22 protein-coding genes are annotated in these 25254 nt (G+C 70.5%); 13 read left to right on the forward strand and 9 right to left on the reverse strand.

The features are described from left to right. Positions 1-77: 77 nt before the first annotated feature. Entirely contained in the window at positions 78-2438 is a 2361-nt protein-coding gene (locus CRT23_RS16375; protein WP_103710528.1) for an Orn/Lys/Arg decarboxylase N-terminal domain-containing protein, read from the forward strand. Beyond that, entirely contained in the window at positions 2438-3046 is a 609-nt protein-coding gene (locus CRT23_RS16380; protein ID WP_055945844.1) for a GNAT family N-acetyltransferase, read from the forward strand. Before CRT23_RS16375 ends, CRT23_RS16380 begins: the two co-directional genes overlap by 1 nt. 40 nt (positions 3047-3086) lie before the next feature. On the opposite strand, the gene CRT23_RS16385 is transcribed toward CRT23_RS16380, so the two are convergent. Continuing rightward, entirely contained in the window at positions 3087-3302 is a 216-nt protein-coding gene (locus CRT23_RS16385) for a hypothetical protein (protein WP_055945841.1), read from the reverse strand. Between the two features lie 89 nt (positions 3303-3391). After that, positions 3392-4036, reverse strand: coding sequence for a helix-hairpin-helix domain-containing protein (locus tag CRT23_RS16390; RefSeq protein ID WP_103710529.1), 645 nt, complete (start codon positions 4034-4036; stop codon positions 3392-3394). Between the two features lie 189 nt (positions 4037-4225). Between CRT23_RS16390 and CRT23_RS16395 the strand changes: the two genes are divergently transcribed. Then, positions 4226-6082 (forward strand): ABC transporter ATP-binding protein, encoded by a 1857-nt coding sequence (locus CRT23_RS16395; RefSeq protein ID WP_103710530.1) that lies wholly within the window; start codon positions 4226-4228, stop codon positions 6080-6082. Between the two features lie 6 nt (positions 6083-6088). Here the strand turns inward: CRT23_RS16395 and CRT23_RS16400 are convergent, their stop codons facing one another. Continuing rightward, positions 6089-6529, reverse strand: a complete 441-nt coding sequence (locus tag CRT23_RS16400) for a response regulator (protein WP_103710531.1) — start codon at positions 6527-6529, stop codon at positions 6089-6091. Beyond that, a complete protein-coding gene (locus tag CRT23_RS29630) occupies positions 6526-7647 on the reverse strand; it encodes a histidine kinase dimerization/phosphoacceptor domain -containing protein (RefSeq protein WP_055945833.1) in 1122 nt (373 codons plus the stop codon). The genes CRT23_RS16400 and CRT23_RS29630 overlap by 4 nt, the downstream gene beginning before the upstream one ends. 429 nt (positions 7648-8076) lie before the next feature. Between CRT23_RS29630 and CRT23_RS16410 the strand changes: the two genes are divergently transcribed. Then, a complete protein-coding gene (locus CRT23_RS16410) occupies positions 8077-9270 on the forward strand; it encodes a patatin-like phospholipase family protein (protein ID WP_103710532.1) in 1194 nt (397 codons plus the stop codon). Positions 9271-9442: 172 nt separating this feature from the next. After that, positions 9443-11068 (forward strand): ABC-F family ATP-binding cassette domain-containing protein, encoded by a 1626-nt coding sequence (locus tag CRT23_RS16415; protein ID WP_103710533.1) that lies wholly within the window; start codon positions 9443-9445, stop codon positions 11066-11068. 51 nt (positions 11069-11119) lie between these two features. Here CRT23_RS16415 and CRT23_RS16420 read toward each other — a convergent pair whose 3' ends face one another. Next, entirely contained in the window at positions 11120-11248 is a 129-nt protein-coding gene (locus CRT23_RS16420) for a hypothetical protein (protein ID WP_055945825.1), read from the reverse strand. A gap of 188 nt (positions 11249-11436) precedes the next feature. Here CRT23_RS16420 and ppk2 point away from each other — a divergent pair, with 188 nt between their 5' ends. Both ppk2 and CRT23_RS16430 read left to right on the forward strand, forming a co-directional pair. After that, a complete protein-coding gene (ppk2, locus tag CRT23_RS16425) occupies positions 11437-12354 on the forward strand; it encodes a polyphosphate kinase 2 (protein ID WP_055945821.1) in 918 nt (305 codons plus the stop codon). 91 nt (positions 12355-12445) lie between these two features. Then, a complete protein-coding gene (locus CRT23_RS16430; protein WP_103710534.1) occupies positions 12446-13285 on the forward strand; it encodes an enoyl-CoA hydratase/isomerase family protein in 840 nt (279 codons plus the stop codon). 3 nt (positions 13286-13288) lie between these two features. Here CRT23_RS16430 and minC read toward each other — a convergent pair whose 3' ends face one another. Beyond that, positions 13289-13954: a septum site-determining protein MinC gene (gene minC, locus CRT23_RS16435; protein ID WP_245436299.1), complete on the reverse strand. Its 666-nt coding sequence runs from the start codon at positions 13952-13954 to the stop codon at positions 13289-13291. Between the two features lie 445 nt (positions 13955-14399). On the opposite strand from minC, the gene CRT23_RS16440 reads away from it, so the two are divergent. From CRT23_RS16440 to CRT23_RS16460, 5 genes are all read left to right on the forward strand, one after another. Next, positions 14400-14729, forward strand: a complete 330-nt coding sequence (locus CRT23_RS16440; protein WP_103710554.1) for an iron transporter — start codon at positions 14400-14402, stop codon at positions 14727-14729. Beyond that, positions 14726-16264, forward strand: a complete 1539-nt coding sequence (locus CRT23_RS16445) for a PepSY-associated TM helix domain-containing protein (RefSeq protein ID WP_103710536.1) — start codon at positions 14726-14728, stop codon at positions 16262-16264. Before CRT23_RS16440 ends, CRT23_RS16445 begins: the two co-directional genes overlap by 4 nt. Continuing rightward, positions 16261-16599, forward strand: a complete 339-nt coding sequence (locus CRT23_RS16450) for a DUF3325 domain-containing protein (RefSeq protein ID WP_103710537.1) — start codon at positions 16261-16263, stop codon at positions 16597-16599. The genes CRT23_RS16445 and CRT23_RS16450 overlap by 4 nt, the downstream gene beginning before the upstream one ends. A 52-nt stretch (positions 16600-16651) precedes the next feature. Beyond that, positions 16652-17944 carry an ArgE/DapE family deacylase gene (locus CRT23_RS16455; RefSeq protein WP_103710538.1) on the forward strand — a complete coding sequence of 431 codons (1293 nt, stop codon included), beginning with the start codon at positions 16652-16654 and terminating at the stop codon, positions 17942-17944. 158 nt (positions 17945-18102) lie between these two features. Then, on the forward strand, positions 18103-19620 hold the full coding sequence (locus tag CRT23_RS16460) for a hypothetical protein (RefSeq protein WP_103710539.1): 1518 nt from the start codon (positions 18103-18105) through the stop codon (positions 19618-19620). Positions 19621-19624: 4 nt separating this feature from the next. Here the strand turns inward: CRT23_RS16460 and CRT23_RS16465 are convergent, their stop codons facing one another. From CRT23_RS16465 to CRT23_RS16475, 3 genes are all read right to left on the reverse strand, one after another. Continuing rightward, positions 19625-20959 (reverse strand): dicarboxylate/amino acid:cation symporter, encoded by a 1335-nt coding sequence (locus tag CRT23_RS16465; RefSeq protein ID WP_103710540.1) that lies wholly within the window; start codon positions 20957-20959, stop codon positions 19625-19627. A gap of 144 nt (positions 20960-21103) precedes the next feature. Beyond that, complete coding sequence (gene aspA / locus CRT23_RS16470) at positions 21104-22534, reverse strand: aspartate ammonia-lyase (RefSeq protein WP_245436297.1); 1431 nt, start codon at positions 22532-22534, stop codon at positions 21104-21106. Positions 22535-22790: 256 nt separating this feature from the next. Further along, positions 22791-23690: a LysR substrate-binding domain-containing protein gene (locus CRT23_RS16475; RefSeq protein ID WP_103710541.1), complete on the reverse strand. Its 900-nt coding sequence runs from the start codon at positions 23688-23690 to the stop codon at positions 22791-22793. A gap of 161 nt (positions 23691-23851) precedes the next feature. Here CRT23_RS16475 and CRT23_RS16480 point away from each other — a divergent pair, with 161 nt between their 5' ends. Continuing rightward, positions 23852-25180 carry an MFS transporter gene (locus CRT23_RS16480; RefSeq protein ID WP_103710542.1) on the forward strand — a complete coding sequence of 443 codons (1329 nt, stop codon included), beginning with the start codon at positions 23852-23854 and terminating at the stop codon, positions 25178-25180. Positions 25181-25254: the final 74 nt, after the last annotated feature.

The raw sequence follows: 25254 nt of genomic DNA on the forward strand, positions 1-25254 counted from the left end.
ACCGCCGCAAGATCGTCATCGAAGCGTCACGTCCTGTCGCGAACGGTGCGCCAAACCCCTCTGGGAGCCTTTTCCGCATGGACTTCTTTCGCCGCTTCACCGTCCTGATGTGTGCGCCGAACTTCGACCCGGACGATCTCGAGGGCGTGCGCGTCCAGCAGATCATCGGCTCCGTGGAGAAGCTCGGCTTCGAGGTGGTGCGGGCCCGCCGCGTCGAGGATGCGGCCATCGCGGTCCAGACCGATTCGGCCATCGGCTGCATGGTGGTGGACTGGGGCAAGCGCGGCCTCGACGGCAAGGCCGCGGCGCTGATCAACCTGATGCGCAAGCGCGGGCTGGAGATGCCCATCGTCATCATGGTCCGGCGCAAGCGCCTGGAAGACATCCCCGTCGAGGTGCTGGATTTCATCGACGGGTACATCTTCCTCGCCGAGGAGACCCCGGACTACATCGCCCGCGGCCTGGTGAGCCGGGTGAAGCAATATGCCGAGACCCTGAAGACGCCGTTCTTCGGCGCGCTGGTCGACTATGCCGAGCAGGGCAACCAGCTCTGGACCTGCCCGGGCCACAACGGCGGCATCTTCTACAACCGTTCGCCGATCGGGCGGATCTTCGTCGAGCATCTCGGCGAGGCGGTGTTCCGCGACGATCTCGACAACTCGGTGCTCGACCTCGGCGATCTCCTCGTCCACGAGGGGCCGGCCCTGAAGGCCCAGAAGGAAGCGGCCGTCATCTTCGGGGCGGAGAAAACCTACTTCGTCCTCAACGGCACCTCGGCCTCCAACAAGATTGTGCTCTCGGCCCTGGTCGCCGAGGGCGACCTCGTGCTCTTCGACCGCAACAACCACAAGGCCGCGCATCACGGCGCGCTGTTCCTCGGCGGCGCGATTCCCGTCTTCCTCGAGACCGACCGCAACGCCTATGGGCTGATCGGCCCGATGTACCACGAGGCGCTGGACGAGAAGGCGATCCGCGAGAAGATCCGCACCAACCCGCTGATCACCGACAAGGAGGCCTGGCGGCGCGAGCGGCCGTTCCGCGTCGCGGTGGTCGAGCAGTGCACCTACGACGGCACGATCTACAACGCCCAGATGATCCTCGATAAGATCGGGCATCTCTGCGACTACATCCTCTTCGACGAGGCCTGGGCGGGCTTCATGAAGTTCCACCCGCTCTTCGCCGGCCGCTTCGCCATGGGGCTGAAAGGCCTCGACGAGACCTCGCCAGGCATCATCGCCACGCAGTCGACGCACAAGCAGCTGGCGAGCTTCTCGCAGGCCTCGCAGATCCACACCAAGGACAGCCACATCCGCGGCCAGACCCGGCGCATCGAGCACCGGCGCTTCAACGAGACCTTCCTGGTCCACGCCTCGACCTCGCCGTTCTACCCCCTGTTCGCCTCCCTCGACGTGGGCGCGCAGATGATGAAGGGGCGCTCCGGCGTCGTCCTCTGGGACGATACGATCCGCCTCGGCATCGAGTGGCGCAAGAAGGTCCGGGCCATCCGCCGCGAGTTCGAGGAGAAGGAGGGCGATCCCCTGCGGCGCTGGTTCTTCGACCCCTTCGTGCCGGACACGGTCAAGGGGCCGGACGGCAAGGTGCCGTGGGAGAGCCTCTCCACCGACGAGCTTGCCGGCAACGCGAAGTACTGGGAGCTGACCCCGGGGGCGGACTGGCACGGCTTCACCCACGTGGCGCCGGACTACGCCATGACCGACCCCAACAAGCTCACCGTGCTCACCCCGGGCTTCAACCGGCACACGGGCGCGTATGCCGAGCACGGCGTGCCGGCCCCCATCGTGGCTCAGTATCTTCGTGAAAACCGCATCGTCCCGGAGAAGAACGATCTCAACTCGCTCCTCTTCCTGCTGACCCCGGGCGTCGAATCCTCCAAGGCCGGCACGCTGATCTCCGGCCTCGTGGCCTTCAAGCGCCTGCACGACGACAACGTGCCCCTCGAGGAGGCGATGCCCGAATTCGTGCGGCGCCGGCCCAATCGCTACAAGGGCGTGCGCCTGCGCGATCTCTGCGCCGACTTCCACGCCTTCCACCGCGAGCACGGCACCAGCACGCTCCAGCGCAAGCAGTTCGAGCCGGGGCACCTGCCCGAGATGGTGATGACGCCCAAGGAGGCGGTGCAGCAGCTCACCCGCAACAACGTCGATTACGTCCCGATCGCGGAAGCCGAGGGGCGCGTGGCGACGACCTTGCTTCTGGTCTACCCGCCGGGCATCGGCACGGTGCTTCCCGGCGAGCGATTGGACGAGCGGGCCAAACCCATGCTGGACTACTTCAAGATGTTCGAGCGCTCGGCGAACCTGTTCCCGGGCTTCGAGGCCGAGATCCAGGGCGTGTTCCGCGACGTGGATCCGGACGGGACGATCCGGTTCCACACCTATGTCATGCGAGAGCCCCGCGTCATGCGCGAGGGGCGCTGATGGCGGGCTCGTCCGAGAGCGATCCCGACCTCGTCATCCGGCCCTCGTCGGATAGCGACGTGCCGGACATGGTGGACATCTACGCCCACCACATCCGGCGCGGCGTCGGCGATGTCGGGGATTTCGAGGCGGATCCGCTCCATCCCGACGATCTGAAGAAGCGGCGCAAGGCCATGCGCAAGAAGCGCCTGCCGCACCTCGTGGCCGACCGCGACGGGATCGTGGCGGGCTACGCCTACGCGGTGCCGTTCCGCAAGCGTCCGGCCTATCGCTACACCCTCAAGCACTCGATCTACGTCCACCACGAGCACCTGCACGCCGGCATCGGCCGGCGCCTGCTGCCGGCCCTGATCGAGGCTTGCGCCGCGGGCGGCTACCGGCAGATGATCGGCTACATCGATGCGCAGAACGAGGCCTCGCTCCGCCTCCACGAGGCCTGCGGCTTCGTTCGCGTCGGGCTCCTGCCGGCGGTGGGCTACAAGTTCGGGCGCTGGAGCGACAGCGTCATGGTCCAGCGCGCCCTCGGGACGGGGTCCACGGACCAGCCCGGCACCTGGACCCGCACCGTGGAGGCGGTGGTGGCGGGGCACGACTGGATCGGAAAGTAGCGCGCCGGCGCCGGGGGCGCCCGCGCGGGGATCCGGACGCCTATTGCTGCGCGCGGTTGATCAGCGCCTGCAGCGCCCGGGCCACCGCCTCGCTGACGTTCTTGCGGTACTTGCGGTGGACCAGCTGGCCGTTGTGATAGATGTCGTGCTCCACGTAGAGCTTCTCGCCGTCCCACCGGACGATGTTGTCGGTCTCGGTGGTCTCCTCGACGCCGAGATCCTCGCGAAAGGTAACGCCCCCGGCTTGCGCAAACATGGCTCGTCCCTGGTGATCGAAGCGACTTTCCGGCTTCCTGGAGCCGCATCTTAGGCAGCCGGCGCGTGGCGCGCTACCCGAAACGGGCCTCAGCGCACCGTGACCTGATCCTTGATCCGCTCGTAGACCGCCCGGCTGAGGACGCGCTTCGACAGCAGCTCGCTGACCGAGGCGTAGGGTCGCTTCTGCACGATGGCGCGCCCGATCATGCCGCCGCCCCGGAGGCCGTTCAGCTCGGCGACGGTTCCGGTGTTGAGGTCGACGATCGCGACGCCCCGCGGCCCGGCCGTCTCGGCGGCGTTGTCGATGGCCTCCTCGCCGGCCGATGGACTCGTCGGCCGGGCGGTCGTCCCGAGATCCAAACCGGGAGACGGCAGGGCCGGCGCACTCGGCAGCGGTGACGTGGGCGAAGCGCCATTCGGCGTCGGTGCCGGCGGGGGCGCATTCGGTGCGGGCGCGGGCGCGGGCGTCGGCGGCACGGCAGCTTGTGGCACCGGCGCGGGGGATGGCGCAGCCTGCGGCAGGGGCGCCGGCGACACCGGGGAGACGGGCCGCGTCACGGCCGGCGGCACGGCCGCCTGGGTTCCGGCAGCCCCGGTCTCCGGGGCCGTCCGGCTGATCGGCGCCTCCGGTGTTCCGCCGTCATGCGGACGCAGGATTTGGATGATCCCGGCCAGGACGGCTGCCACCACGATGAGAATGCCGACCCGCAGGACCGCTGAACCGCTGAGCATTGTGAGGGCGGCCTCGCGCCTGTGAAGAGGATGAAGGCCTAACATAGGCGATAAAGTGAAGTCTCGCTGGCGGATCGCCTGTCCTCAAGAGCTTGAAGACTTCGGCCGGTCCCGCGCTGACATCTCCGCGACTGGGTGCGGCGTCTGCGGCATCGACGGGGGTGCCGCTCCCGGTCATGGTCCCGGCCGATGCCCGATCGCCGCTCTCCCCTGACTGCCCTCTCCGCGCGCCTCGGCGCCCTGCGCCACCTGCCGGCCCTGGCGCGCCTCGCCTATGCCGCGAGTCCGCGCCTGCTCGTGGTGAGCCTCGGCCTGCGCCTGGCGCGGGCCAGCCTGCCCGTCGCGATGCTCTACCTCGCCAAGCTCATCCTCGACGCGATCGTGGCCGAGCATGCCCGGCCGCATCCGGGCGACCTCGGGCCCGAGGCCTGGCTGTCGGATCCGGCCCTGAGGCACCTCGCCGTGCTGGTGGCCGCGGAGTTCGGCCTCGCCATCCTGGCCGACCTCCTCGGGCGGGCCAGCACCCTGGTCGACGGCCTCGTCGCCGATCTCTACGGCACGTCCGCCACCCTGAAGCTGATGCGGCACGCCGCCGAGCTCGACCTGGAGCAGTTCGAGGACAGCGCGCAGCAGGACCGCCTCGAGCGGGCCCGCCGCCAGGTCACCGGACGCTCGAACCTCCTGTTCCAGCTCTTCGGTCAGGGGCAGGATCTCATCACCCTCGTGGCCTTCGCCCTCGGCCTCGTGGCCTTCGCACCCTGGCTCATCCTGCTGCTCGCGGTCGCCCTGGTGCCGGCCTTTCTCAACGAGACCTACTTCAACCGCGAGGGCTATCGGCTGGCCTGGACCCGGACGCCCGAGCGGCGCGAGATCGACTATCTGCGCTTCCTCGGGGCGAGCGTGGAATCCGCCAAGGAGGTCAAGCTGTTCGGGCTGAACGGCTACATCGCCGAGCGCTACCGGGGGCTGGCGTCCAAGCTCGTGGCCGACAACCGCGCCCTGGCGCTGCGCCGGGCCGGCTGGGGCGGGGCCTTCGCGGCGCTCGGCACGCTGGCCTACTATCTCGCCTACGCCACCATCGTCTGGCGCACCGCCGCGGGCCAGTTCTCCATCGGCGACCTCGCCTTCCTGGCGGGCTCCTTCCAGCGCCTGCGCGGCCTGATCGAGGGGCTGCTCCTCGGCTTCTCGCAGATCGCCTCCCAGGCCCAGTATCTCGACGACCTGTTCTCGTTCTTCGCCGTGGTGCCGGCGATCCGCTCACCCGCGAACCCGGCGCCCCTGCCGCGTCCGATCCGAAGCGGGATCGTCTTCGAGGCGGTCGGCTTCCGCTATCCCGGCACCGACACCTGGGCGGTGCGCGACCTCAGCTTCCACCTCGCGGCCGGAGAGGTGCTGGCCCTGGTGGGGGAGAACGGCGCCGGCAAGACCACCATCGTCAAGCTGCTGACCCGTCTCTACGACCCGACGGAGGGCCGCGTGCTCCTCGATGGCCGGCCCCTCTCCGCCTACGACCTCGACGACCTGCGCGGCCGCATCGGCGTGATCTTCCAGGATTTCGTGCGCTTCAGCTTCACCGCCCACGAGAACGTGGCCGTGGGCCGGATCGAGGCGCGCGACGACACCGACCGCGTGGCCCGGGCGGCCGGGCGCAGCCTCGCCGACGGCGTCATCGGCCGGTTGCCGCTCCAGTACGACCAGCCGCTGGGCAAGCGCTTCGCCGAGGGCGTCGACCTGTCGGGGGGCGAGTGGCAGAAGATCGCCATCGCCCGCGCCTACATGCGCGAGGCCGAGATCCTGATCCTCGACGAGCCCACCGCCGCCCTCGATGCCCGGGCCGAGTTCGAGGTGTTCCAGCGCTTTCGCGAATTGAGCCACGGGCGCACGGCGGTGCTGATCTCGCACCGCTTCTCCACCGTGCGCATGGCGGACCGCATCCTGGTCCTCGCCGGCGGGCGGGTCATCGAGTCGGGCAGTCACGCGGAGCTGCAGGCGCTGGGCGGCCGCTACGCCGAACTGTTCGAGCTGCAGGCCGCCGGCTATCGCTGAGCCGGCCTAGACGCTGAGGGTGGCGCGATAGGCGGGCGCGAGGCGCAGCCCGAGGGGCAGGGGAGAGCGCGGCGGCGGCGCGCGCACGCACTCGCTGAAATACGCCAGGGTGTCGAAGATCACCGCCTCGGTGAAAGGCTTGGCGATCACGCCGGCGGCCCCCTCGAACCCCTCCGGAAGGTGCTGGGCGTTGGCGGTGACGAAGATCAGGATCATCGCGGCCTCGTCCCGCAATGTCCGGACGATGTCGAGGCCGGACGATCCGCCGCGCAGCTGGAGGTCGACGAAGACGAGGTCCGGCCGAACCTCGCGGGCGACCCCGATCGCCTCCTCGGCGGTCGCCGCGCTGCCGACGACGACGTGGCCGGCATCCTCCACGAGGAATTCGAGCTGCATCAGGATGAGCGCTTCGTCTTCCGCGATCAGGACCCGGAGGGGTTCGCTCACGTGCTGTCCTTGGCGCCCGGGGATTCGCGCGGGAGGCGAATGTCGATCGAAGTTCCGGGATGACCCGGCTGCCAGGCGATACTGGCATTCAGCTGTCGCGCCAAGCTCTCGATCAGGCGCTTGCCGAACGAACGCGTGCCCACGACTTCCTGGGGCATGCCGATGCCGTCGTCAATGATCCGGATGCCGAAGTAACGTCCATCGGGCTGGACCCGGATCGAGAGGCGGCCGGGCCGGTTGTCGGGGAAGGCGTGCTTCAGCGCGTTGGTGATGAGCTCGTTCATCATCAGCGCCACAGGCGGCGCCTTCTCCACCGGGACCTCGACCGGCTCCAGGTCGAGGTGCAGGCTGATCCCGGAGCGGCCGGAGCCGCGCACGAGGTCCGTGGCGAGCTCGCGCGCGAACTCGGCCACGTCGAAGCGCTCGACGTCGTGGGACTGGTAGAGGCGCTTGTGCACCGTCCCCAGGGCCTCGACTCGGGTCAGCATCGACTTCATGGCTTCGCGCGCCGTGGGGTCGGAGATGCTCCGGGTCTGCATCGTGAGGAGCGAGGCGACCATCTGGAGATTGTTCTTCACCCGGTGGTCGACCTCGTGCACGAGCATGGTCTTGGCCGCCAGGGCGTCCGACAGCTCGCGCGTCCGCTTGGCGACCTCGCGCTCGAAATGCTCCTTCTCGTTCTGCGTCCGCATCTGCGCGTCGACCCGGTCGGTCACGTCGAGCTGCGAGGCGAAGAAGTAGTGCAGGTCACCGCTCTTGGTGATGACCGGGCTCATGTAGAGGGCATTCCAGAACGGGCTGCCGTCCTTGCGGTAGTTGAGGATGTCGACGGCGATGTCGCGCCTGGCATCCACCGCCTCGCGGAGCTGCTGGATCGCGTTCGGGTCGGTGTCGGGCCCCTGAAGGAAGCGGCAGTTGCGCCCCATGATCTCGCCGCGCTCGTAGCCGGTGAGGCGCAGGAAGGCATCGTTGACGAAGACGATCGGATTGTCGTCGCGGCGCGGGTCCGTGACGATCATGGGCATGCGGGTCGCCCGGATGGCGGCAGCGAAGGGATCGCCCTTGCCGTGCTCGACCATCAGATCGCCCGTCAGGTGCCACGCATCGTCTCGTTCCATCGCCTCTGCCTCCTCCTCGCGCCACCGATCCCTGGGGCTGTCCTGCTCACCCCGTCATCCGTCAGGACCGTCGACGGCACATGCGGGCGGCACGGCCGGTCTGCGTAAGCGCAACCGGTCGGCGAAAGCAGGTTTCGCGAGGGAAACGGGATGTCGGATCATGACCGCGACGGTCAACCGTCACAGTATGGTGCTCCAACGGACGTGTGCGCAGGAAGTTCATTTGATGTCGGGGCGGGCCACGGAGGGCCCCGGCGTCCACACGCTTTCGCGAGATCGCGTGAGATCCCGGCATCTGCTGCGCGAATGCCACACCGGTACGGCGTCGCGAAGCGTAGCCGGAACACGGCAACGGCCAAGCTCGTTTTCCGTGCTAGGGTTGCGCCGGGGTCGGGCTCCGGAATCCAGACTGTGGACTTGGCTGTGGACATGTCGAACATGCGTCGTCTCGGTTGGACCCGGGGGCTCCTGGCCCTGCTCGTCGCGAGCCAGGTCGCGGCCTGTGGCACCACGCCGCGTACGTCCTACACGGCGAGCGAGGCGGCCGCCGCGGTCCTGCCCGGGCTCGATCCGAACGTCCGCGCCTACGCGGATGCCTCGGAGAAGACCTTCACCGAGATGTCGGCGCGCCCCCAGAACAGCAAGGTGCCGTTCGCCTACCTCGCCCTGTCCGGCGGCGGCGGCGACGGGGCCTACGGCGCCGGCCTGCTGAACGGCTGGACCGAGTCCGGCAAGCGCCCCGAATTCTCCCTGGTCTCCGGCGTCTCCACCGGTGCGCTGATCGCGCCCTTCGCCTTCGTCGGGCCGGAATACGACGCCATCCTGAAGGACATCTACACCAGCGGTGTCGCCTCGACCCTGGTCCAGTCGCCGAGCTTCGCCAACGTGCTGTTTGGTTCGGGCCTGTTCGGGGACGGGCGCCTGCGCGACCTCGTGCGGCGCTACGTGACGCCGGACCTCCTGGCGGCGGTCGCCGCCCAGCACGCCAAGGGCCGTCGTCTCCTCGTGGTGACGACGAACCTCGATGCCCAGCGCGCCGTGATCTGGAACATGGGCGCCATCGCCACCAGCGGCGGGCCGGCCGCCCTCGACCTCTTCACCAACGTGCTCACCGCCTCGGCCAGCATCCCGGCGGTGTTCCCGCCGCAACTCATCGACGTCCAGGCGGCGCAGCGCACCTTCCAGGAGATGCATGTCGACGGTTCGGTGGTGACGCCGGTGTTCACGCTGCCGCAATCGTTCCTGCTGCGCGACGGCCGGTTCAAGGCAGGCGCCAAGTCCGACATCTACGTCATCATCAACGGGCGCCTGGAGCCGGAATTCGACCTGGCCCAGAACAACACGCTCTCCATCGTCGAGCGCTCGTTCACCACCGCGAGCCGCGCCCGCAGCCGCGCCACCCTGGCCGCGACCTACGCGCTCACGCGCAACAACGGCATCGGCTTCAACCTCGCCTATATCGACGAATCCGCGCCCAACGCCTCCACGGCCCGCGGCTTCGACACCGCGTACATGCGCAGCCTGTACGAGACCGGCTACGAGACCGGGCGCACCGGCACGTTCTGGCACAAGAACGTGCCGGTGGCGCCGCTGGTGAAAGCCTCGGTGGTGGCCGCCCAGTAGGCCGGCGCCCCGGCTCGTTTCCCGTCCGGGCACGACCCTGGGCTCGACCCGGGGCGCGTGCGGCGAGGGGGGCGGTTGCGTGCCGTGCCCCTCGCGTCCGATGGTGCGGTGCGGTAGGGTCTCGGACCGCGTCCGGGTCCGTCCGGTGCCCCCGCCCCCGACGAGCCCCCGCATGATTCAGATCGAAGACCTCACCTTCAGCGCCTGGGGCCGGCGCTTCTTCGATCGCGCCAGCGTCGCGGTTCCGCCCGGCTCCAAGGTCGGGCTGGTGGGCCGCAACGGCGTCGGCAAGTCGACCCTGTTCAAGATCATCCTCGGCGAGCTGCAGCCCGACGGCGGCGCCATCCTGCTGCCGAAGACTGCCCGCGTCGCCTCGGTCGACCAGGAACACCCCGCGACCCCCGTCAGCTTGATCGACACGATCCTGGCGGCCGACGTGGAGCGCGACGCCCTGAACACCGAGCTCGAGACCGCCGCACCCGAGCGCCTGGGCGAGATCTATGCCCGCCTCATCGAGATCGATGCCGACCGGGCCCCGGCCCGAGCCGGCGAGATCCTCTCCGGTCTCGGCTTCTCGGTGGAGGACCTGACCCGGCCGATGGCGGAGTTCTCCGGCGGCTGGCGCATGCGCGTAGCCCTGGCCGCCGCGCTCTTCGCCGAGCCGGACATGCTGCTCCTCGACGAGCCCACCAACTACCTCGACCTCGAGGGCGCCCTCTGGCTGGAGGCGCGGTTGAAGCGCTACCCGCACTCGGCCCTGATCATCAGCCACGACCGCGAGCTCCTGAACAACTCGGTGGACGCGATCCTGCACGTGGCCGGCGGCAAGCTCGAACTCTACACGGGCGGCTACGACGACTTCGAGAAGCGCCGGGCCGAGAAGGCCCGCCTCCAGGCCTCGACCAAGCAGAAGCAGGAAGCCGAGCGCGCGCACCTGCAGAGCTTCATCGACCGCTTCAAGGCCAAGGCCTCGAAGGCGGCCCAGGCGCAGTCCCGCGTCAAGCGCCTCGCCAAGTTGGAGCCGATCGCCACCACCATTGAGGAGCACGTGGCGCCGTTTCACCTGCCCTCGCCGAAGCGGCCGCTGGCCCCGCCCCTGATGCACCTCACCGACGCCACCATCGCGTATGGCGACGACGCGCCGGTGCTGCGGGACCTCAACCTGACCCTCGACGTCGACGACCGCATCGGATTGCTGGGCGTCAACGGCGCGGGCAAGTCGACCTTCGCCAAGATGGCGGCGGGCGCCCTCACGGTGCGCGACGGGCGCATGGTGCGGGAAGGGCGCGTGCAGGTCGGCTGGTTCCACCAGCACCAGATCGAGGCTCTCGACCCGAAGGACACGCCGCTGGCGATCATCCGGCGCGAGCGTCCGGACGACAGCGAGTCGGCGCGGCGCGCCAAGCTCGCGAGCTTCGGCCTGGCCTTCGACAAGCAGGAGACGACGGTGGATGCGCTCTCGGGCGGCGAGCGGGCGCGGCTGCTACTCAATCTGGTCGCGATGCAGGCGCCGCACCTGCTCATCCTCGACGAGCCGACCAACCACCTCGACATCGACAGCCGGAGGGCACTCCTCGACGCGCTGAACGATTACGGTGGGGCGGTCATTCTCATCACCCACGACCGCTCTCTGATGGAGCTGGTGGCGGATCGCCTGTGGCTGGCGGCCGACAACACGGTCAAGCCCTTCGCGGGCGACATGGACGACTACGCGAAGTTCGTGCTCGACCGGACCCGCGCCGGCCAGCGTGCGCCCGGCCAGGGACGCGAGAAGAAGGCCAAGCGCCGGGCGGCCTGAGCCGCGCCGGGATTCTGAGGCCGGGCGGCCGAAGCCGCCCGGAGGGAAACCTTACTTCCGCAGGATCTTGGTCACGAGGCGACCGAGCGGGGTGCCGGAATCGTAGTTGCGGTCGTCGCGGACCACGGGACGGTCCTCGTTGCCGAGGAGCTTGGTGACGATGCGTCCGATCAGGCTCATGGGTGGACCCTCTTGATGTGTGGGGCGCCGGGCGAGCCAGGCTCGCGAAATGGCGCAGCTTGCCCTTCAACCCGCAGGGTGCGGTCCCCGTTCCCTCGGATCGTCGCCGGCTCACCAGGCCGTATCAAGCCTGTCATGATGCCGTGATCTAAGCGCGGCCGGCATTTCGGCGGAGACGGGGCTTCCACATGGACGGCGGGCAGCGGGCAGCGGAGGTCGAGGCGATCCGCCGGGAGGTCGCCGACGATTTCGACGAGGAACTCGAACTCGAGATGGAGGACGAGCGCCTGGAGCGCCTGGCCGACGAGCTCGGACAGCCCGCCCGTCCGCCCGGCCTCGACCGCAAGGTTTATTTCCGCGAGCTGTTCCGCCTGCAGCACGAGCTGGTGCGCCTGCAGGACTGGGTCCAGGCCCAGAAGCTGCGCGTCGTCGTGATCTTCGAGGGCCGCGACTCCGCCGGCAAGGGCGGGGTGATCAAGCGCATCACCCAGCGGCTCAACCCGCGCGTCTGCCGCGTCGCGGCGCTGCCCGCCCCGAGCGAGCGCGAGCGCACGCAATGGTACTTCCAGCGCTACGTCTCGCACCTGCCAGCCGCCGGCGAGATCGTGCTGTTCGACCGGTCCTGGTACAACCGCGCCGGCGTCGAGCGCGTGATGGGCTTCTGCTCGCCCGACGAGGTGGAGGAGTTCTTCCGCTCCGTGCCCGAGTTCGAGCGCATGCTGACCCGCTCGGGCATCCTCGTGCTGAAATACTGGTTCTCGATCACCGACGAGGAGCAGGAATTCCGCTTCAACATGCGCATCCACGATCCGCTGAAGCAGTGGAAGCTCTCGCCGATGGACGTGCAGTCCCGCCGCCGGTGGGAGGACTACACCAAGGCCAAGGAGGACATGCTCGCCCGGACCCACATCCCCGAGGCGCCGTGGTGGGTGGTCGAGGCCGTCGACAAGAAGCGCGCCCGCCTCAACTGCATCAGCCACCTCCTGGCGCAGATCCCCTACGGCGACGTCGCGCATCCGCCGGTGCACCTGCCGGACCGCGAGCGTCACGCGGACTACATCCGCCACCCGGTGCCGGACGCGATGTTCGTTCCGTCCGTGTTCTGAGGCGGGGCGGAGTGCCGGCCGCTTGCTCCGGCCGGCCCCGATGGGCGAGAGGGAGGATCGCGCATCCGCGCCCGGCGCCCAGGGACTCCGCATGACCACGTCCGACGCGACCCATACCGACGAGCTTCTCTTCACGGTCGAGGGCGGCATCGCGCGGCTCACCCTCAACCGGCCGCAGGCGCGCAACGCGCTCACCTTCGGGATGTACCAGGGCCTGATCGACGCCTGCGCGCGCATCGAGGCGGAGGGGCGTGTCAAGGCGCTGGTCATCGCGGGGGCGGGCGAGAAGGCCTTCGCGGCCGGCACCGACATCGCCCAGTTCCGGAGCTTCACGAGCGCGCAGGACGCGATCGACTACGAGCGCTTCATGGACCGGGTCATGGGTGCGCTGGAGCGCCTGTCCGTGCCCACCATCGCGGCGATCGCCGGCGCCTGCACGGGTGGAGGCGCGGCCATCGCGGCGGCCTGCGACCTGCGCCTGGCCACCCGCGATGCCCGCCTGGGCTTTCCCATCGCCCGCACCCTGGGCAACTGCCTCTCCCTCGGCAACCTGCGCCGCCTCTCGGCCCTGATCGGCCCGGCGCGGGTCAAGGACATGATCTTCACCGCCCGCCTCGTCGGTGCCGAGGAGGCCCTGGCCATCGGGCTCGTCGGCGAGGTCGTGACGGATGCGGAGGCCCTGGCGGCCCGCGCCACGGAACTCGCGACCCTGGTGGCCGGTCACGCGCCGCTCACCCTGCGGGCGACCAAGGAGGGCCTGCGCCGCCTCCAGGACACGGACGATGCGGGCCAAGACCATCTCGGCCAAGACCATTCCGGCCAAGACCGTCCGGGCGACGACCTGATCCGCCTCTGCTACACCAGCGCGGATTTTCGCGAGGGCATGGAGGCGTTCCTCGCCAAGCGCCCGCCGGCCTGGACGGGCCGGTAGGGCCTAGTCCAGCCCCGCCACCTTGATGGCGTCGCCCTCGAGCCGGACCTGGGCCGGCAGACCGCGCTGGACCGGTCCGAGGTCGTCGGCGGTGCGGTAGAGCCCGTCGATGGCGATGAGTTCCGGCTCGAACCGGCGGCAGGTGATTCGGGCCTCCGGGTTGCCGGCCGCTCCCGCGATCGCCCGGCCGCGCAGGGCGCCGTAGACGTGGAGCGAGCCGCCCGCGATCACCTCGGCCCCGGAGGCCACCGAGCCCATCACGGTGATGTCGCCCTCCAGGTGCAGGATCGTCTGGCCGGAGCGGACGGGCGCATCGAGGATCAGCGAGCGGAACGGGGCCGGCGCCGACGGCACCACGGGCGTATCCGGCGCGGCGTCCGCCGAGGCCTCCGGGGTCGGAACCGCATCGACCGGGCGCCCGCCCGCCGGGGGCGGTGGCAGACCGGCCCCGAGCTGGCCCGGGTCGGCCCCTTCGATGCCCATCACGGCGACGTCGCGGGCGGCGAGGTCGGCCACCAGGGCGACGAGGGCCTCCCGCTCGAGCCCGAGCCCGGCCACGTCGAGGATGACGGGGCGACCCACGAAGAAGGCCGGCGAGCGCCGGGCTAGGGCGTCGAGTTCGCCGAGCCAGTCCGAGACGGGCAGCACCGGGGCGAGCACCAGGGCCATGAAGGAGCGGCCGCGGAAGCGGATCGGGGGACGGGGGGAGCTTGCGGTCACGATCGGGTGTCTTGTTCTCGGGCGATGTTCGCGGGAAGCGGGCGTTGGCCGTCACCTTATCCTAACCTGCGTCCCGGCGGCACAGGGCGCGACCTGCGGCCCGTCAACACGAATTCCGTCGGGCCATCGCTGGGCCGCACCGGCGCACCGGTATGCGGAGCGCGACGGTGTCGCCGGCGGGACGCAGCATCCGAAAGTCGAATTGGAATGATTCCATAACATAGGGTTTGCGAGCCCAAGACCAGGATCGCTATAGCGGGGGTGATCCTCACGCATTGGGGGATCGGTCGGCGTTTTGTCCCGGCCGGGATTGCCGATCCTGCCTGCCTTTGCGGGGCCTGCCTCCGCACCTGTCTCGCCCATGCGCGTCTCGAAGGTGTTGCCTGTGACGGATATTTCCGGTCCCCTCGACAGGGCCCGCTCGCGAAGCGGCTGGCGCTACCGCTCCGCGGTGGCGGCACGCGTGGGCCTGGCGGCCTTCGGCGGCTACGCCCTGGCCGGGCTCGCGACGGCCTTCCTGTCGCTGACCCTGCCGATGGTGCGCTCCGAGGCGGTGGCCACCGCGACCCTGATCAGCTTCGCCATCCTGGCTGGCGCCGTGATCTGGGTCTTTGCCGCCCGCACCCTGCTGCGCGCCGCCCTGGGCCTCGGGCTTCCGATTGCGCTGGTGGGCCTCGGCCTCTGGCTGGCCCTCGACGGTGTCGCGATGGGACCGCCCGCATGAGACAGGGATTTCGCCAGTCGATGGCCTGGCTCCACACCTGGGCCGGGCTCGTCACCGGGTGGGTGATGTTCGCCGTGTTCGTCACCGGCACGGCCACCTACTACCGCGCCGATCTCTCGCTCTGGATGCGCCCGGAGCTGCGGGCCGGCCCCAGCGATGCGATTCCGGCCGCCGAGCGCGGCATCGCCTACCTGAAGGCCCACGCGCCGAAGGCCATGGCCTGGTACGTCTCCGCGCCGCAGCCGGACCGGCCGGCGATCGCCGTCTACTGGATGGACAGCCTGGAGGCCCCCCTCGGGCAGGCCATGCTCGACGTCGAGACCGGCGCGCCCACCAAGGCGCGCGACACCCAGGGCGGCGACTTCTTCTACCGCTTTCACTACGAGCTCCAGATGATGCCGGCCCTCGGCCGCTGGATCGTCGGCGCCGCCGCGATGATCCTGCTCATCGCCCTGATCTCCGGCATCGTCACGCATCGGCGCATCTTCGCCGACTTCTTCACCTTCCGGCGGGACAGGTCGGCCCAGCGCGGCTGGCTCGATGCCCACAACGTCACGGGCGTCCTCGCCCTGCCGTTCCACCTGATGATCACCTATACGGGGATCGTGACCCTCGGCGTGATGTACATGCCCTGGGGCGTGACGGCCGCTTACAAGGGCGACGACCTGCGCTTCTACGTCGAGGCGGCTCAGACCACGACCTGGCGCCCGGCCGCGGGCCGGCCCGGCGAGGCCGTGCCGCTGGCGCCCCTCCTGGCCCGGGCCCAGGGTGAGATCTCGGAACCTCTCGAGATGGTCATCGTCAACAATCCGGGCGACGCCAACGCCACCGTGGTCGCCGTCTTCGAGGAGCCCCACGGCCTCGCCCATCAGCATCCGCAGATCGCCTTCGATGCCGCTTCCGGGAGCGTCGTCGAGCGGGTCGAGCCGTTGAAGCCGGCCGCCCGCGTCTTCACCAGCTTCATGGGCCTGCACGAGGCGCATTTCGCCAGCACGGCCCTGCGGGCGCTGTTCTTCCTCTGCGGCCTGCTCGGCGCGGCCACCATCGCCACGGGTCTCGTCCTCTGGACCGTCGCCCGGGCGCCGAAGACGGGCGAGGCGCCGGGCTTCGGTCTGCGCTTGGTGCGCGGCCTCAACATCGGGACGATCCTCGGCCTGCCCATCGGCATGGCGGCGTTCTTCCTCGGCAACCGGCTGCTGCCCGTCGACCTCGCCCATCGGGCGACCTGGGAGGGAGGCGTGTTCTTCGGCGCCTGGGCGCTGGCCGCCGTCGTATCCCTGCTTCGGCCGCACCGCAGGGCCTGGACCGAGCTGGGCCTCGCCGCAGGCCTCCTGTTCGGCGCCGTCCCGGTGGTCGGCGCGCTGACCACGGATCGCGGCCTCGACTTCCTGGCCTTCGACGCCGCCATGCTGGGGCTGGGCCTCGCCCTCGCCCTCGGGGCGCGCAAGGTGTCCCACTACGAGGCGCGCCGGCAAGCCGCGAAGGCCGCGCGCGCCGGCCCTGCCCGGGTGCCCGAAGGTCTCGTCGAAGCATGACGCCGCTCTCCATCGCCCTCAACCTCGCCCTGAGCTTCGCCGGGCTGGCGGCCCTCTGCCTCGCCATGGACCGCCACCATCGGGCCATCGCCGGGCGCGGCCAGACGCGGGCCCGCGCCCGGGCGCTGCGCCTCGCCGGCTGGGCCGCCCTCGCCGCCTCCTTCGCGGCTGCCGTGGTCACCTCGGACTGGAATTTCGGCCCGGTGCAGTGGATCGGCTCGCTGACCGGCGCGGCTCTCCTGGTGGTCGGGCTGGGGTCCTACCGCCCGGCCTGGATCCGCCCGGCGGCCCTTCTCGCCCTGCCCCTGGCGCTGGCGGCGGCGCTGCTCGCCTGAACCGGCCGACATCGCTATCCTGGCCGCGTCCCTCGCCAATGCCGGAGCGCCGATGCCCCTCGATCCCGCCCTCGCCGACCGCATCGCCGAGGCCGTCGCGGCGGGCTTTCCCGAACAGGTCGCCCACACCCAGGTCCTGGTGCGGTTCGGGTCGACCCGGGGGGCCGAGCACGCGATCCAGGACTTCGTCTTCCGGGCCTTCCGGGCCCGCGGCTATGCCCTCGACCGCTTCACCATGGACGGGGCCGCCCTGGCCGCCCATCCGGGCGGGGCGGCGATGTCGGAGACGCATTCGCAGGCGCCCCTCGTGGTCGGCATCCATCGGCCGCGGGCCGAGACGGGGCGCTCGCTGATCCTGCAGGCCCATGTCGACGTGGTGCCGCCCGGCCCCGCGGACCTCTGGACCCACCCACCCTTCGAGCCGGTCGTCGACGGCGACTGGATGTACGGACGGGGCGCCGCCGACATGAAGGCGGGCCACGCCGCCAACCTGTTCGCCCTCGACGCGCTGGCCCGGATCGGGCTTCAGCCCGCGGCCACCGTCACCCTGCAATCCGTGGTTGAGGAGGAATCCACCGGCAACGGCGCCCTGATGACCCACCTGCGCGGGTACCGCGCCGATGCCGTGCTGATCCCCGAGCCCGAGGACGAGAAGCTCGTGCGCGCCAATGTCGGCGTGCTGTGGTTCACCGTCGAGGTCCGCGGCCGTCCGGTCCATGTCCGCGAGATGGGGGCCGGCGCCAACGCCATCGACGCCACCTACCGGGTGATCGGCGCCCTGCGGGCCCTCGAGGCGCGCTGGAACGCCGAGAAGGCGGCCCATCCTCACTTCGCCGACGAGCCCGACGCCATCAACCTCAATGTCGGTCGGATCGAGGGCGGCGACTGGGCCTCCTCGGTGCCGGCCTGGTGCCGGATCGACTGCCGCATCGCCCTCTATCCCGGCGTCTCGGCCGGGGAGGCCGCCCGCGCGGTGGAGCAGGCCATCGGCGATTTCGCCCGGGACGACGCCTTCCTGTCGAACACCCCGCCCCGCGTCAGCTTCAACGGCTTCTACTCCGAGGGCTACGCCCTGGCGGAGGGATCGGAGGCCGAGGCGGTGCTCGGCCGGGCGCACCGGACCGCGACCGGCGCGAAGCTGCAGAGCTTCATGTCGCCGAGCTATCTCGATACGCGGGTCTACGCCCTCTACGATCAGGTGCCGGCCCTCTGCTACGGCCCGGTCAGCCAGAACATCCACGGCTTCGACGAGCGCGTCAGTCTCGCCTCCGTGCAGCGGATCACCACCGCGATGGCGCTGTTCATCGCCGAGTGGTGCGGGACGGAAGCCCGGGACGCCCGCTGACGCGGGGCCGTCCGCGGAAATGTGAGGACCGGCGGTGTGGATGGCACCCCGGTGAAGCCTTGTCGAACCGCGAGGCTACGCTAACCCTCTCCAGCGTGACACATCCGCGGACCTTCCCCCTCGCTGCGCCCTCCGGCGTTCCCCGTCAGCCGGCCCGCATGCGCGCCGTCCCGTCGGCCTTCCTGCCGCTTCTGCTGGGGTTCGCGACCTGCCCCGCGGGCGCACAGACCACCGACACGAGTTGCTACGTCACCGGTGGCGGGACGCTGGAGATCTGCCGGGGGAGCGAGGCCGAGGGGGTGTTCTTCGCGCCCCCGGCCTGTGAATCCGCCAGCAGCGTGCAGGTGATCCGCACGACGCCCGGCACCGGCCCGCTCCAGGCCGTGTACCAGGCCGAGACGCCCCCGGTCGCCGGGAAATCCCGGCGCGGTGAGACGGCCGGGGCCTGCGCGCCGCGCCGCGCCACCGACGCTCTCGACGGCGGCTCGGTCCGCTCCGGCGCGATGCCGGAGCAACTCGCCACCACGATGCCGCCGACCCAAGGACGCCTGTGGGAGATGGCCCGCGAGGTTGCCCGCAGCCAAGAAGGCACGCGCTTTCGAGAAGGTACTCGCAGCCAAGAAAGCACCCGCAGCGAAGAAGGCGCCGGCGCCCAGGAGCGCGGACGCCGCCGCGGCCGTCGCCGGGCCGAATCTCCGCCCGCGCCGGCGCCCGAGCCCGCCAGCGAGGGCATCGCGGCCCGGCATCCGATGACGGTGGCGGGGCGCGCCTGGGGCGGAGATGCCTACAGCTATGTGTTCTTCCTCGCGGCGGTGCCCACCGAGGCCGGCAACCGGCACGCGCTGCTCCAGGCCCGCACGCTGGACTTCAAGGGCTTCGACATCCGCGGCCGCACCGAGGCGGGGACGGTCTGGACGCTGTTCGGCGCGGACCGTCCGGCGGAGCGCTCCCGTCGCGGCCGGTCGCGGACGCCCGAGGCGCCGAGCCCCAGCGCCGTACTCGACGAGACCGGAGCGGCGATCATCGGCAACTGCGCCGGGCAGGGCTTCGACCGCACCGATCTGGTCGGCGCGATCAGCGTGGTCGATCAGGTCTATCACTACTACTACACCGACGTGCTGCCCTCGGACTGCAACGAACCGGCGGCGACCCGGCGGATGGGCCTCTACCTGCGGACCAGCCGCGACCTCACCGCTGACCGCGTCTGGTCGCCGGCCCGGACCGTCGCGGAGCCGCTGCCGGCCCAGAGCCTGGTGCGGGTGGCCAAGGCGCGGGACATGGACCGCTGGGTGGCGGCCTATCGCTGCAACCGCCCCGCCAACACCATGGACGGTCCCGTCGCCGACATCTGCGTGCAGTACACCGCCGACCTCGCGCCGGGCTCCCTCGCGGGCCTCACCTGGTTTTCGGAGCCGCAGGCGATCATGCGCTCGACCGCCTATCTCGGCCTGCGCTCGGGCGGCGACGGGTCGGGCCGCTTCGGGCGCAGCCAGCACTTCTGGATGACGGACCGATACGGCAACCTCGCGACCCCGACGAGCTATCGCGCCAAGGCCGGCTTCCTGACTTGGCTGGACCGGCTCGCGCCAGGGGCGGGCGGCGCGAACGCATCGAGCGTGTTCGGCCGTCCCGTCTACTGGGCGACCTGGTCCGTGCGGCCGGTGGCGGCGAAGTAGCGCGTCAGCCGCGGGCCGGGGCCAGGGGGGACGTCGCCGCCGAGGCCTCCGCGGAACCGTCCGTCTCCGCATCCCGCTCGGCGTCCATCTCGCCCTGCCATTGGGCGACGGCCGCCGTGGCGAGGCCGTTGCCGAGGACGTTGGTCACGGTGCGGCCCATGTCGAGGATCTGGTCGACTCCCATGATGAGCAGGATGCCCGCCGCTGGCAGCCCGAACATCGGCACGGTCGCGGCCACCACCACGAGGGAGGCACGCGGCACGCCGGCGATGCCCTTGCTCGTCACCATCATGACGAGGAGCATGGTGAACTGCTCGGCCACCCCGAGATGGATGCCGAAGGCCTGAGCGATGAACAGCGCCGCCATCGCCTGATACATCATCGAACCGTCGAGGTTGAACGAGTAGCCGAGCGGCAGCACGAAGCCGGTGACCCGGGGGCGGACGCCGAACGTCTCCAGCACCTCGACGGTGCGGGGAAAGGCGGCCTCGCTGCTGGCGGTGGAGAAGGCGAGGATCATCGGCGCCCGCAGCAGGTCCAGCAGGCGCACCACCCGGTGGCCCAGCGCCAGCCAGCCGGCCCCGATCAGGAGGATCCAGAGTACCGCGAGGCCGAGATAGAACGCGCCGATGAACTTGCCGTAATCGATGAGGACGCCGAGGCCCTGCACGGTGATCACGGCCGCGATGGCGGCGAAGACCGCGACGGGCGCCAGGCGCATCACCGCGTCGGTGACGGCGAACATCACCCGGGCGAGACCGTCGATCATGTGCACCATCGGGTCGGCGTAGCGCCGGTCGATCACGCTGAGGCCGGAGCCGAAGAAGATCGAGAACACCAGGATCTGCAGCACCTCGTTGGTGGCCATGGCCGAGACGATGCTGGTCGGGAACACGTGGGTGAGGAAGTCGCGCAGGTTGAGGGAGGCGGCCTTGAGCCCGGACTGGGCCCCGGCCTCCGGCAGGGGCAGGGCGAGGCCGGCCCCCGGCTGGAACAGGTTGGCGACGAGGAATCCGAGGGTCAGCGAGACCACGGAGGCGGTGAGGAACCAGCCCATGGCGAGGGCCGCGACCCGGCCCACCGCGCGGGTGTCGCCGAAGCTCGCGATGCCCGACACGATGGTGGCGAAGACCAGGGGTGCGATGATCATCTTGATCAGGCGCAGGAAGATGTCGGTGCAGAGGGTGAAATAGCCGGCGATCTCCTTGGCCTCCGCCGGCCCCGCCGCCATCCCGTGCAGGACCGCTCCCACCAGGATGCCGAGGACGAGCCCGAGGCCGGTGTAGAGGGTGAGCCGGCCGGGTTTCCTGCCGTCCGCCTTGGCGTCGCCGTGCGTCATGGTGTTCCTCCCTGTGGGGTGCTGTTGGCGCCGTGCCGGCGCTCTGTCCCGCGGGTCATGGCGTGACCCGGTGGTGCGGTGATGGGCGCGGCGCCACGCCGTCTGGCCCTTGTCCCCTCTCCCGCAGAGGGGAGGGGGCCCTCCTCAGGCCGCCGCGAAGGACTGCGGCCGGGTCAGGCGGTCCGGCTGCAGCACGGCGTCGAGCTGCGCCTTGGCCATCAGGCCCTGTTCGAGGACGAGTTCGTAGACCCCGCGCCCGGAGGCATGGGCCTCCAGGGCCACGGCGGTGGCGTTGCGGTAGCCGATATAGGGGTTGAGGGCGGTGACGATGCCGATCGATTGCTCGACGCTGGCGCGCAGGCGCTCGCGGTTGGCGGTGATGCCCCGGACGCAGTGCCGGTCGAGGGTGATGCAGGCCGCGCGCAGGTGGGTGAGGCTGTTGAACAGGCTGTAGGCGATGATCGGCTCGAAGGCGTTGAGCTGGAGCTGACCGGCCTCCGCCGCGAAGGTGATGGTCACGTCGTTGCCGATCACCTCGAAGGCGACCTGGTTGACCACTTCGGGGATCACCGGGTTCACCTTGCCGGGCATGATCGAGGAGCCGGCCTGCCGCGCCGGCAGGTTGATCTCGTTGAAGCCGGCCCGCGGCCCGCTGGAGAGGAGGCGCAGGTCGTTGCAGGTCTTCGACAGCTTGACGGCCACCCGCTTGAGCACCCCCGAGAGCTGCACGAAGGCACCGCAATCCTGCGTCGCCTCGACGAGATCCTCGGCGGTCTGCAGGGGGATGCCGGTGATCTCGGACAGCCGTGCACAGACGCGGGCGGCGTAGAGCGGATGCGCGGTGATGCCGGTGCCGATGGCGGTGGCCCCCATGTTCATCTCGCGGATCAGCAAGGCGGCTTCCCCGAGCCGGGCCTCGTCCTCGCGCAGCATCAGCGCGTAGGTGCCGAATTCCTGGCCCAGCGTCATCGGCACCGCGTCCTGCAGCTGGGTGCGGCCCATCTTGAGGATGTCGGCGAACTCGGTCGCCTTGGCGGCGAAGCTGCCGCGCAAGGCCGCCATCGCGTCGATCAGCCGTCGGATGGCGCCGGTGGCGGCGATCTTCAGGGCCGTCGGGTACACGTCGTTGGTGCTCTGGCCCATGTTGACGTGCTCGTTCGGGTGCAGGTGCTCGTAGGCGCCGCGTTCGTGGCCGAGGATCTCCAGCGCCCGGTTGGCGATGACTTCGTTGGCGTTCATGTTGGTGGAGGTCCCGGCTCCGCCCTGGATCAGGTCGACCACAAACTGGTCGTGCAGGGCACCGGCGCGAATCTCCTCGCAGGCTGCCACGATGGCATCCGTGCGGGCCGCGTCGAGGAGGCCGAGCTCCCGGTTGGCCAGCGCCGCCGCCTGCTTGATCGCCGCGAGCGCATTGATGAGGTCCGGGCAGTCGGCCAGGGTCCGACCCGTGATCGCGAAGTTCTCGACCGCCCGCAGGGAGTGGACGCCGTAATAGGCCGCCTGCGGCACCTCCCGGTCGCCCAGGAGGTCGTGCTCGGTGCGGGTCGGATGGCCATCAACGGGAATGCGGGTCACGGCTCTCTCCTGGCGTCCGGACGTCCGGGGTCCGAAGCGATGGGCGTGCGGATGCGGTCCGGCACGGTGTGCCGGTCGGGAAGCGGCCACGCGGGCGCGGCGGCGCAGCCGCGCGGACGGCCTCGCCTCGAGTCTGCGTGGAGGGTCGGAAGGGGCGCGCCCGCGACGCGCCGCGGGACGGCTGCGGCTCGGTGCGCCGCCGGGGAGGGCAGTAATCCCGCTCCGACCCCGGCGCCAATGCTAGTTTCGACCGAGATTATTCCTGTAATGCATAGTTTGGCTCGTCGAGGGCGGCGGCGGCCCAGACCGCATCGAGGAAGGGCCGGGCGCGCTCGGCGCTGCGATAGAGCCGGATCTCCATCAGCATCTCGGCGCTGACGACCGCCAGGGCGCCGGAGGCGATCTCTTCCGCCACCAGGCTGACGGGGAGCCAGGCGACCCCGTGGCCGGCCAGCGCCATGGAGCGCAGGGCCTCGGCCATGGAGTTCTCGTTGGTGTGGATCGGGTAGGTGACGGGCGCACCCTCCGCGGATTGGGCAATGGCGGCGAGGAGGCCGAGGAAGGAGCCGCGCGAATACTGCAGCAGCGGCCGCCGTCCCTCGCGGTCGGGCGGAAGGCCGTTCGGGGCGGCCACCGCCACGAGGCTGTCGCGTCCGATCACCCGGTGCGGATAGCGCTCCGGGTCGAGGGGCATCGGAATCCCCGGATGGTGATAGGTCAGCAGGAGGTCGTAGCCGCCCTCCACCAGCGCCTGGACGCAGATGTTGAAGTTGTCGGGCAGGACCCGGCTCGCCATCGGCCCGACCGCCTCGCGGATGCCGTTCAGCCAGCGCGGCAGGACGGAGAGGCAGAGGGAGTGGAGCGCGGCGATCGTCACCACCGGCAGGCTGGTGCGTTCGCTGCGAGTGCGGAAGTCGGCGCGGCTGAGGGTGAGGAGGCGCAGGACCTCCTCGGCGGTTTCGAGGAACTGGCGTCCGTCCGCCGTGAGGGTGATGGGGTAGGTGCTGCGATCGAGCAGCACCGTGCCGAGCCAGACCTCAAGGGACCGGATGCGCCGGCTGAAGGCCGATTGCGTGACGAACCGCGCCTCGGCCGAGCGCGAGAAGCTGCGCGTCTCGGCGAGGCTGATGAAGTCCTCGATCCACTTGAGTTCCATCGTCGTCCTTCGGCCCCGCGCCCCGCGTGCTCCGAGGACCGGTCGCGAACTCTCGCATCCACCCGCGCGACGCGGCAAGGTGGGGCCGGCCACGCGCCTCCGCCGCGCGGTCCGTCCCTTGCTGGGCGTCCGGGCCTGATTCCGAGAAAAGAGAGCCGCGCATGCGCCCGAGCCCATCCCCCGAGTCCGCGCCGCGCCAGCCCGCCCGGGCCGCCATCGCTGCCTTCGTCGGCACCACGATCGAGTGGTACGACTTCTTCATCTACGGCACGGCCGCCGCCCTGGTGTTCGGGCCGCTGTTCTTCGCCGAGGCGACGCCCTTCGTCGCGACCCTGGCGGCCTTCGGCACCTTCGCGGTGGGCTTCCTCGCCCGGCCCCTCGGCGGCGTGATCTTCGGCCATGTCGGCGACCGGCTCGGGCGCAAGCGGGCCCTCGTCGTCACCCTGGTGATGATGGGGCTGGCGACCACCGGCATCGGCCTGCTGCCCACCTATGCCAGCATCGGGATCTGGGCGCCGGTGGCGCTGGTGTGCCTGCGCATTCTCCAGGGCATCGCCGTGGGCGGCGAGTGGGGCGGGGCGGTGCTGCTCGCCGCCGAGCACGCGCCGAAGGGGCGCGCGACCTTCTTCGCCTCCTTCGCTCAGCTCGGCAGTCCCGCCGGGCAGATCCTGTCGCTGCTGGCCTTCCGCCTCGCCGGGCTGACGGACAAGGACAGCTTCCTCGCCTGGGGCTGGCGCCTGCCCTTCCTGGTCAGCATCGTTCTGCTCTTCGTCGGCCTGTTCATCCGCCTCGGCGTCGGCGAATCACCGGACTTTCAGGATGCTCGAACCGCGGAGAACCGGGCGACGGCCCCTGCCCAGGCCCCGATTCGCGAGGTCCTGGCCACCAGCCTGAGGCCGCTGGCCCTGGCGGCGGGGGCCAACACCTTCGCGATCGGCTCGGTCTACCTCTTCAACACGTTCATGATCACCTACACGACCCAATATCTCGGCCTGCCCCGGGCGACGATCCTCGACGCATTGCTGGTGGCGGCCTGCGTCCAGCTGGTGATGACGCCGGTGGGGGCGCGAATCGCCGAGGTCATCCGCAACGAGCGCCTCTTCCTGCAGGGCACCCTGATCTGGGCGATGCTGGCGCCCTATCCCCTCTTCCTCCTCGTCGATCTCGGCTCCGTTCGGGCCCTGATGATCGGGCTGGCTCTCAACGTCGTCGGCAGCGCCACCTTCTACGCGGTCATCGCCGGCTACGTGGCCGGCGCCTTTCCGACCCGGTTGCGCTACACCGCCATCTCGGTGGCCTACCAGGTCTGCGGCGCGGTGGCGGGCGGGCTCACCCCGATCATCGGCACCATCCTGGCCGAGCGCTTCCAGGGCCATTGGTGGCCCATCGCCGCCTTCGGCACCACCCTCGCGGCGATCTCGTTCGTCTGCGTCACCGCGCTCGGCCGAGACCGCGCGCGAACCCGGCCCCCGGAGCCCGCCCGCGCCTGACGGGGGTGGGCCATGCTCGGTCCTGCGGCGGTCGCCCCTTGCCCCGGAGCCTCACACCTTATATTGCGACGCGA

This window comes from Methylobacterium sp. V23, from assembly GCF_002917135.1.
Taxonomy (GTDB): domain Bacteria; phylum Pseudomonadota; class Alphaproteobacteria; order Rhizobiales; family Beijerinckiaceae; genus Methylobacterium.

Bases quoted from the DNA above. Each gene is read 5' to 3' on its own strand.
- CRT23_RS16375 (WP_103710528.1), top strand. From the start codon at position 78: ATGGACTTCTTTCGCCGCTTCACCGTCCTGATGTGTGCGCCGAACTTC.
- CRT23_RS16380 (WP_055945844.1), top strand. From the start codon at position 2,438: ATGGCGGGCTCGTCCGAGAGCGATCCCGACCTCGTCATCCGGCCCTCG.
- CRT23_RS16385 (WP_055945841.1), bottom strand. From the start codon at position 3,302: ATGTTTGCGCAAGCCGGGGGCGTTACCTTTCGCGAGGATCTCGGCGTC.
- CRT23_RS16390 (WP_103710529.1), bottom strand. From the start codon at position 4,036: ATGCTCAGCGGTTCAGCGGTCCTGCGGGTCGGCATTCTCATCGTGGTG.
- CRT23_RS16395 (WP_103710530.1), top strand. From the start codon at position 4,226: ATGCCCGATCGCCGCTCTCCCCTGACTGCCCTCTCCGCGCGCCTCGGC.
- CRT23_RS29630 (WP_055945833.1), bottom strand. From the start codon at position 7,647: ATGGAACGAGACGATGCGTGGCACCTGACGGGCGATCTGATGGTCGAG.
- CRT23_RS16410 (WP_103710532.1), top strand. From the start codon at position 8,077: ATGTCGAACATGCGTCGTCTCGGTTGGACCCGGGGGCTCCTGGCCCTG.
- CRT23_RS16415 (WP_103710533.1), top strand. From the start codon at position 9,443: ATGATTCAGATCGAAGACCTCACCTTCAGCGCCTGGGGCCGGCGCTTC.
- CRT23_RS16420 (WP_055945825.1), bottom strand. From the start codon at position 11,248: ATGAGCCTGATCGGACGCATCGTCACCAAGCTCCTCGGCAACGAGGAC.
- ppk2 (WP_055945821.1), top strand. From the start codon at position 11,437: ATGGACGGCGGGCAGCGGGCAGCGGAGGTCGAGGCGATCCGCCGGGAG.
- CRT23_RS16430 (WP_103710534.1), top strand. From the start codon at position 12,446: ATGACCACGTCCGACGCGACCCATACCGACGAGCTTCTCTTCACGGTC.
- minC (WP_245436299.1), bottom strand. From the start codon at position 13,954: ATGGCCCTGGTGCTCGCCCCGGTGCTGCCCGTCTCGGACTGGCTCGGC.
- CRT23_RS16445 (WP_103710536.1), top strand. From the start codon at position 14,726: ATGAGACAGGGATTTCGCCAGTCGATGGCCTGGCTCCACACCTGGGCC.
- CRT23_RS16450 (WP_103710537.1), top strand. From the start codon at position 16,261: ATGACGCCGCTCTCCATCGCCCTCAACCTCGCCCTGAGCTTCGCCGGG.
- CRT23_RS16455 (WP_103710538.1), top strand. From the start codon at position 16,652: ATGCCCCTCGATCCCGCCCTCGCCGACCGCATCGCCGAGGCCGTCGCG.
- CRT23_RS16460 (WP_103710539.1), top strand. From the start codon at position 18,103: ATGCGCGCCGTCCCGTCGGCCTTCCTGCCGCTTCTGCTGGGGTTCGCG.
- CRT23_RS16465 (WP_103710540.1), bottom strand. From the start codon at position 20,959: ATGACGCACGGCGACGCCAAGGCGGACGGCAGGAAACCCGGCCGGCTC.
- CRT23_RS16475 (WP_103710541.1), bottom strand. From the start codon at position 23,690: ATGGAACTCAAGTGGATCGAGGACTTCATCAGCCTCGCCGAGACGCGC.
- CRT23_RS16480 (WP_103710542.1), top strand. From the start codon at position 23,852: ATGCGCCCGAGCCCATCCCCCGAGTCCGCGCCGCGCCAGCCCGCCCGG.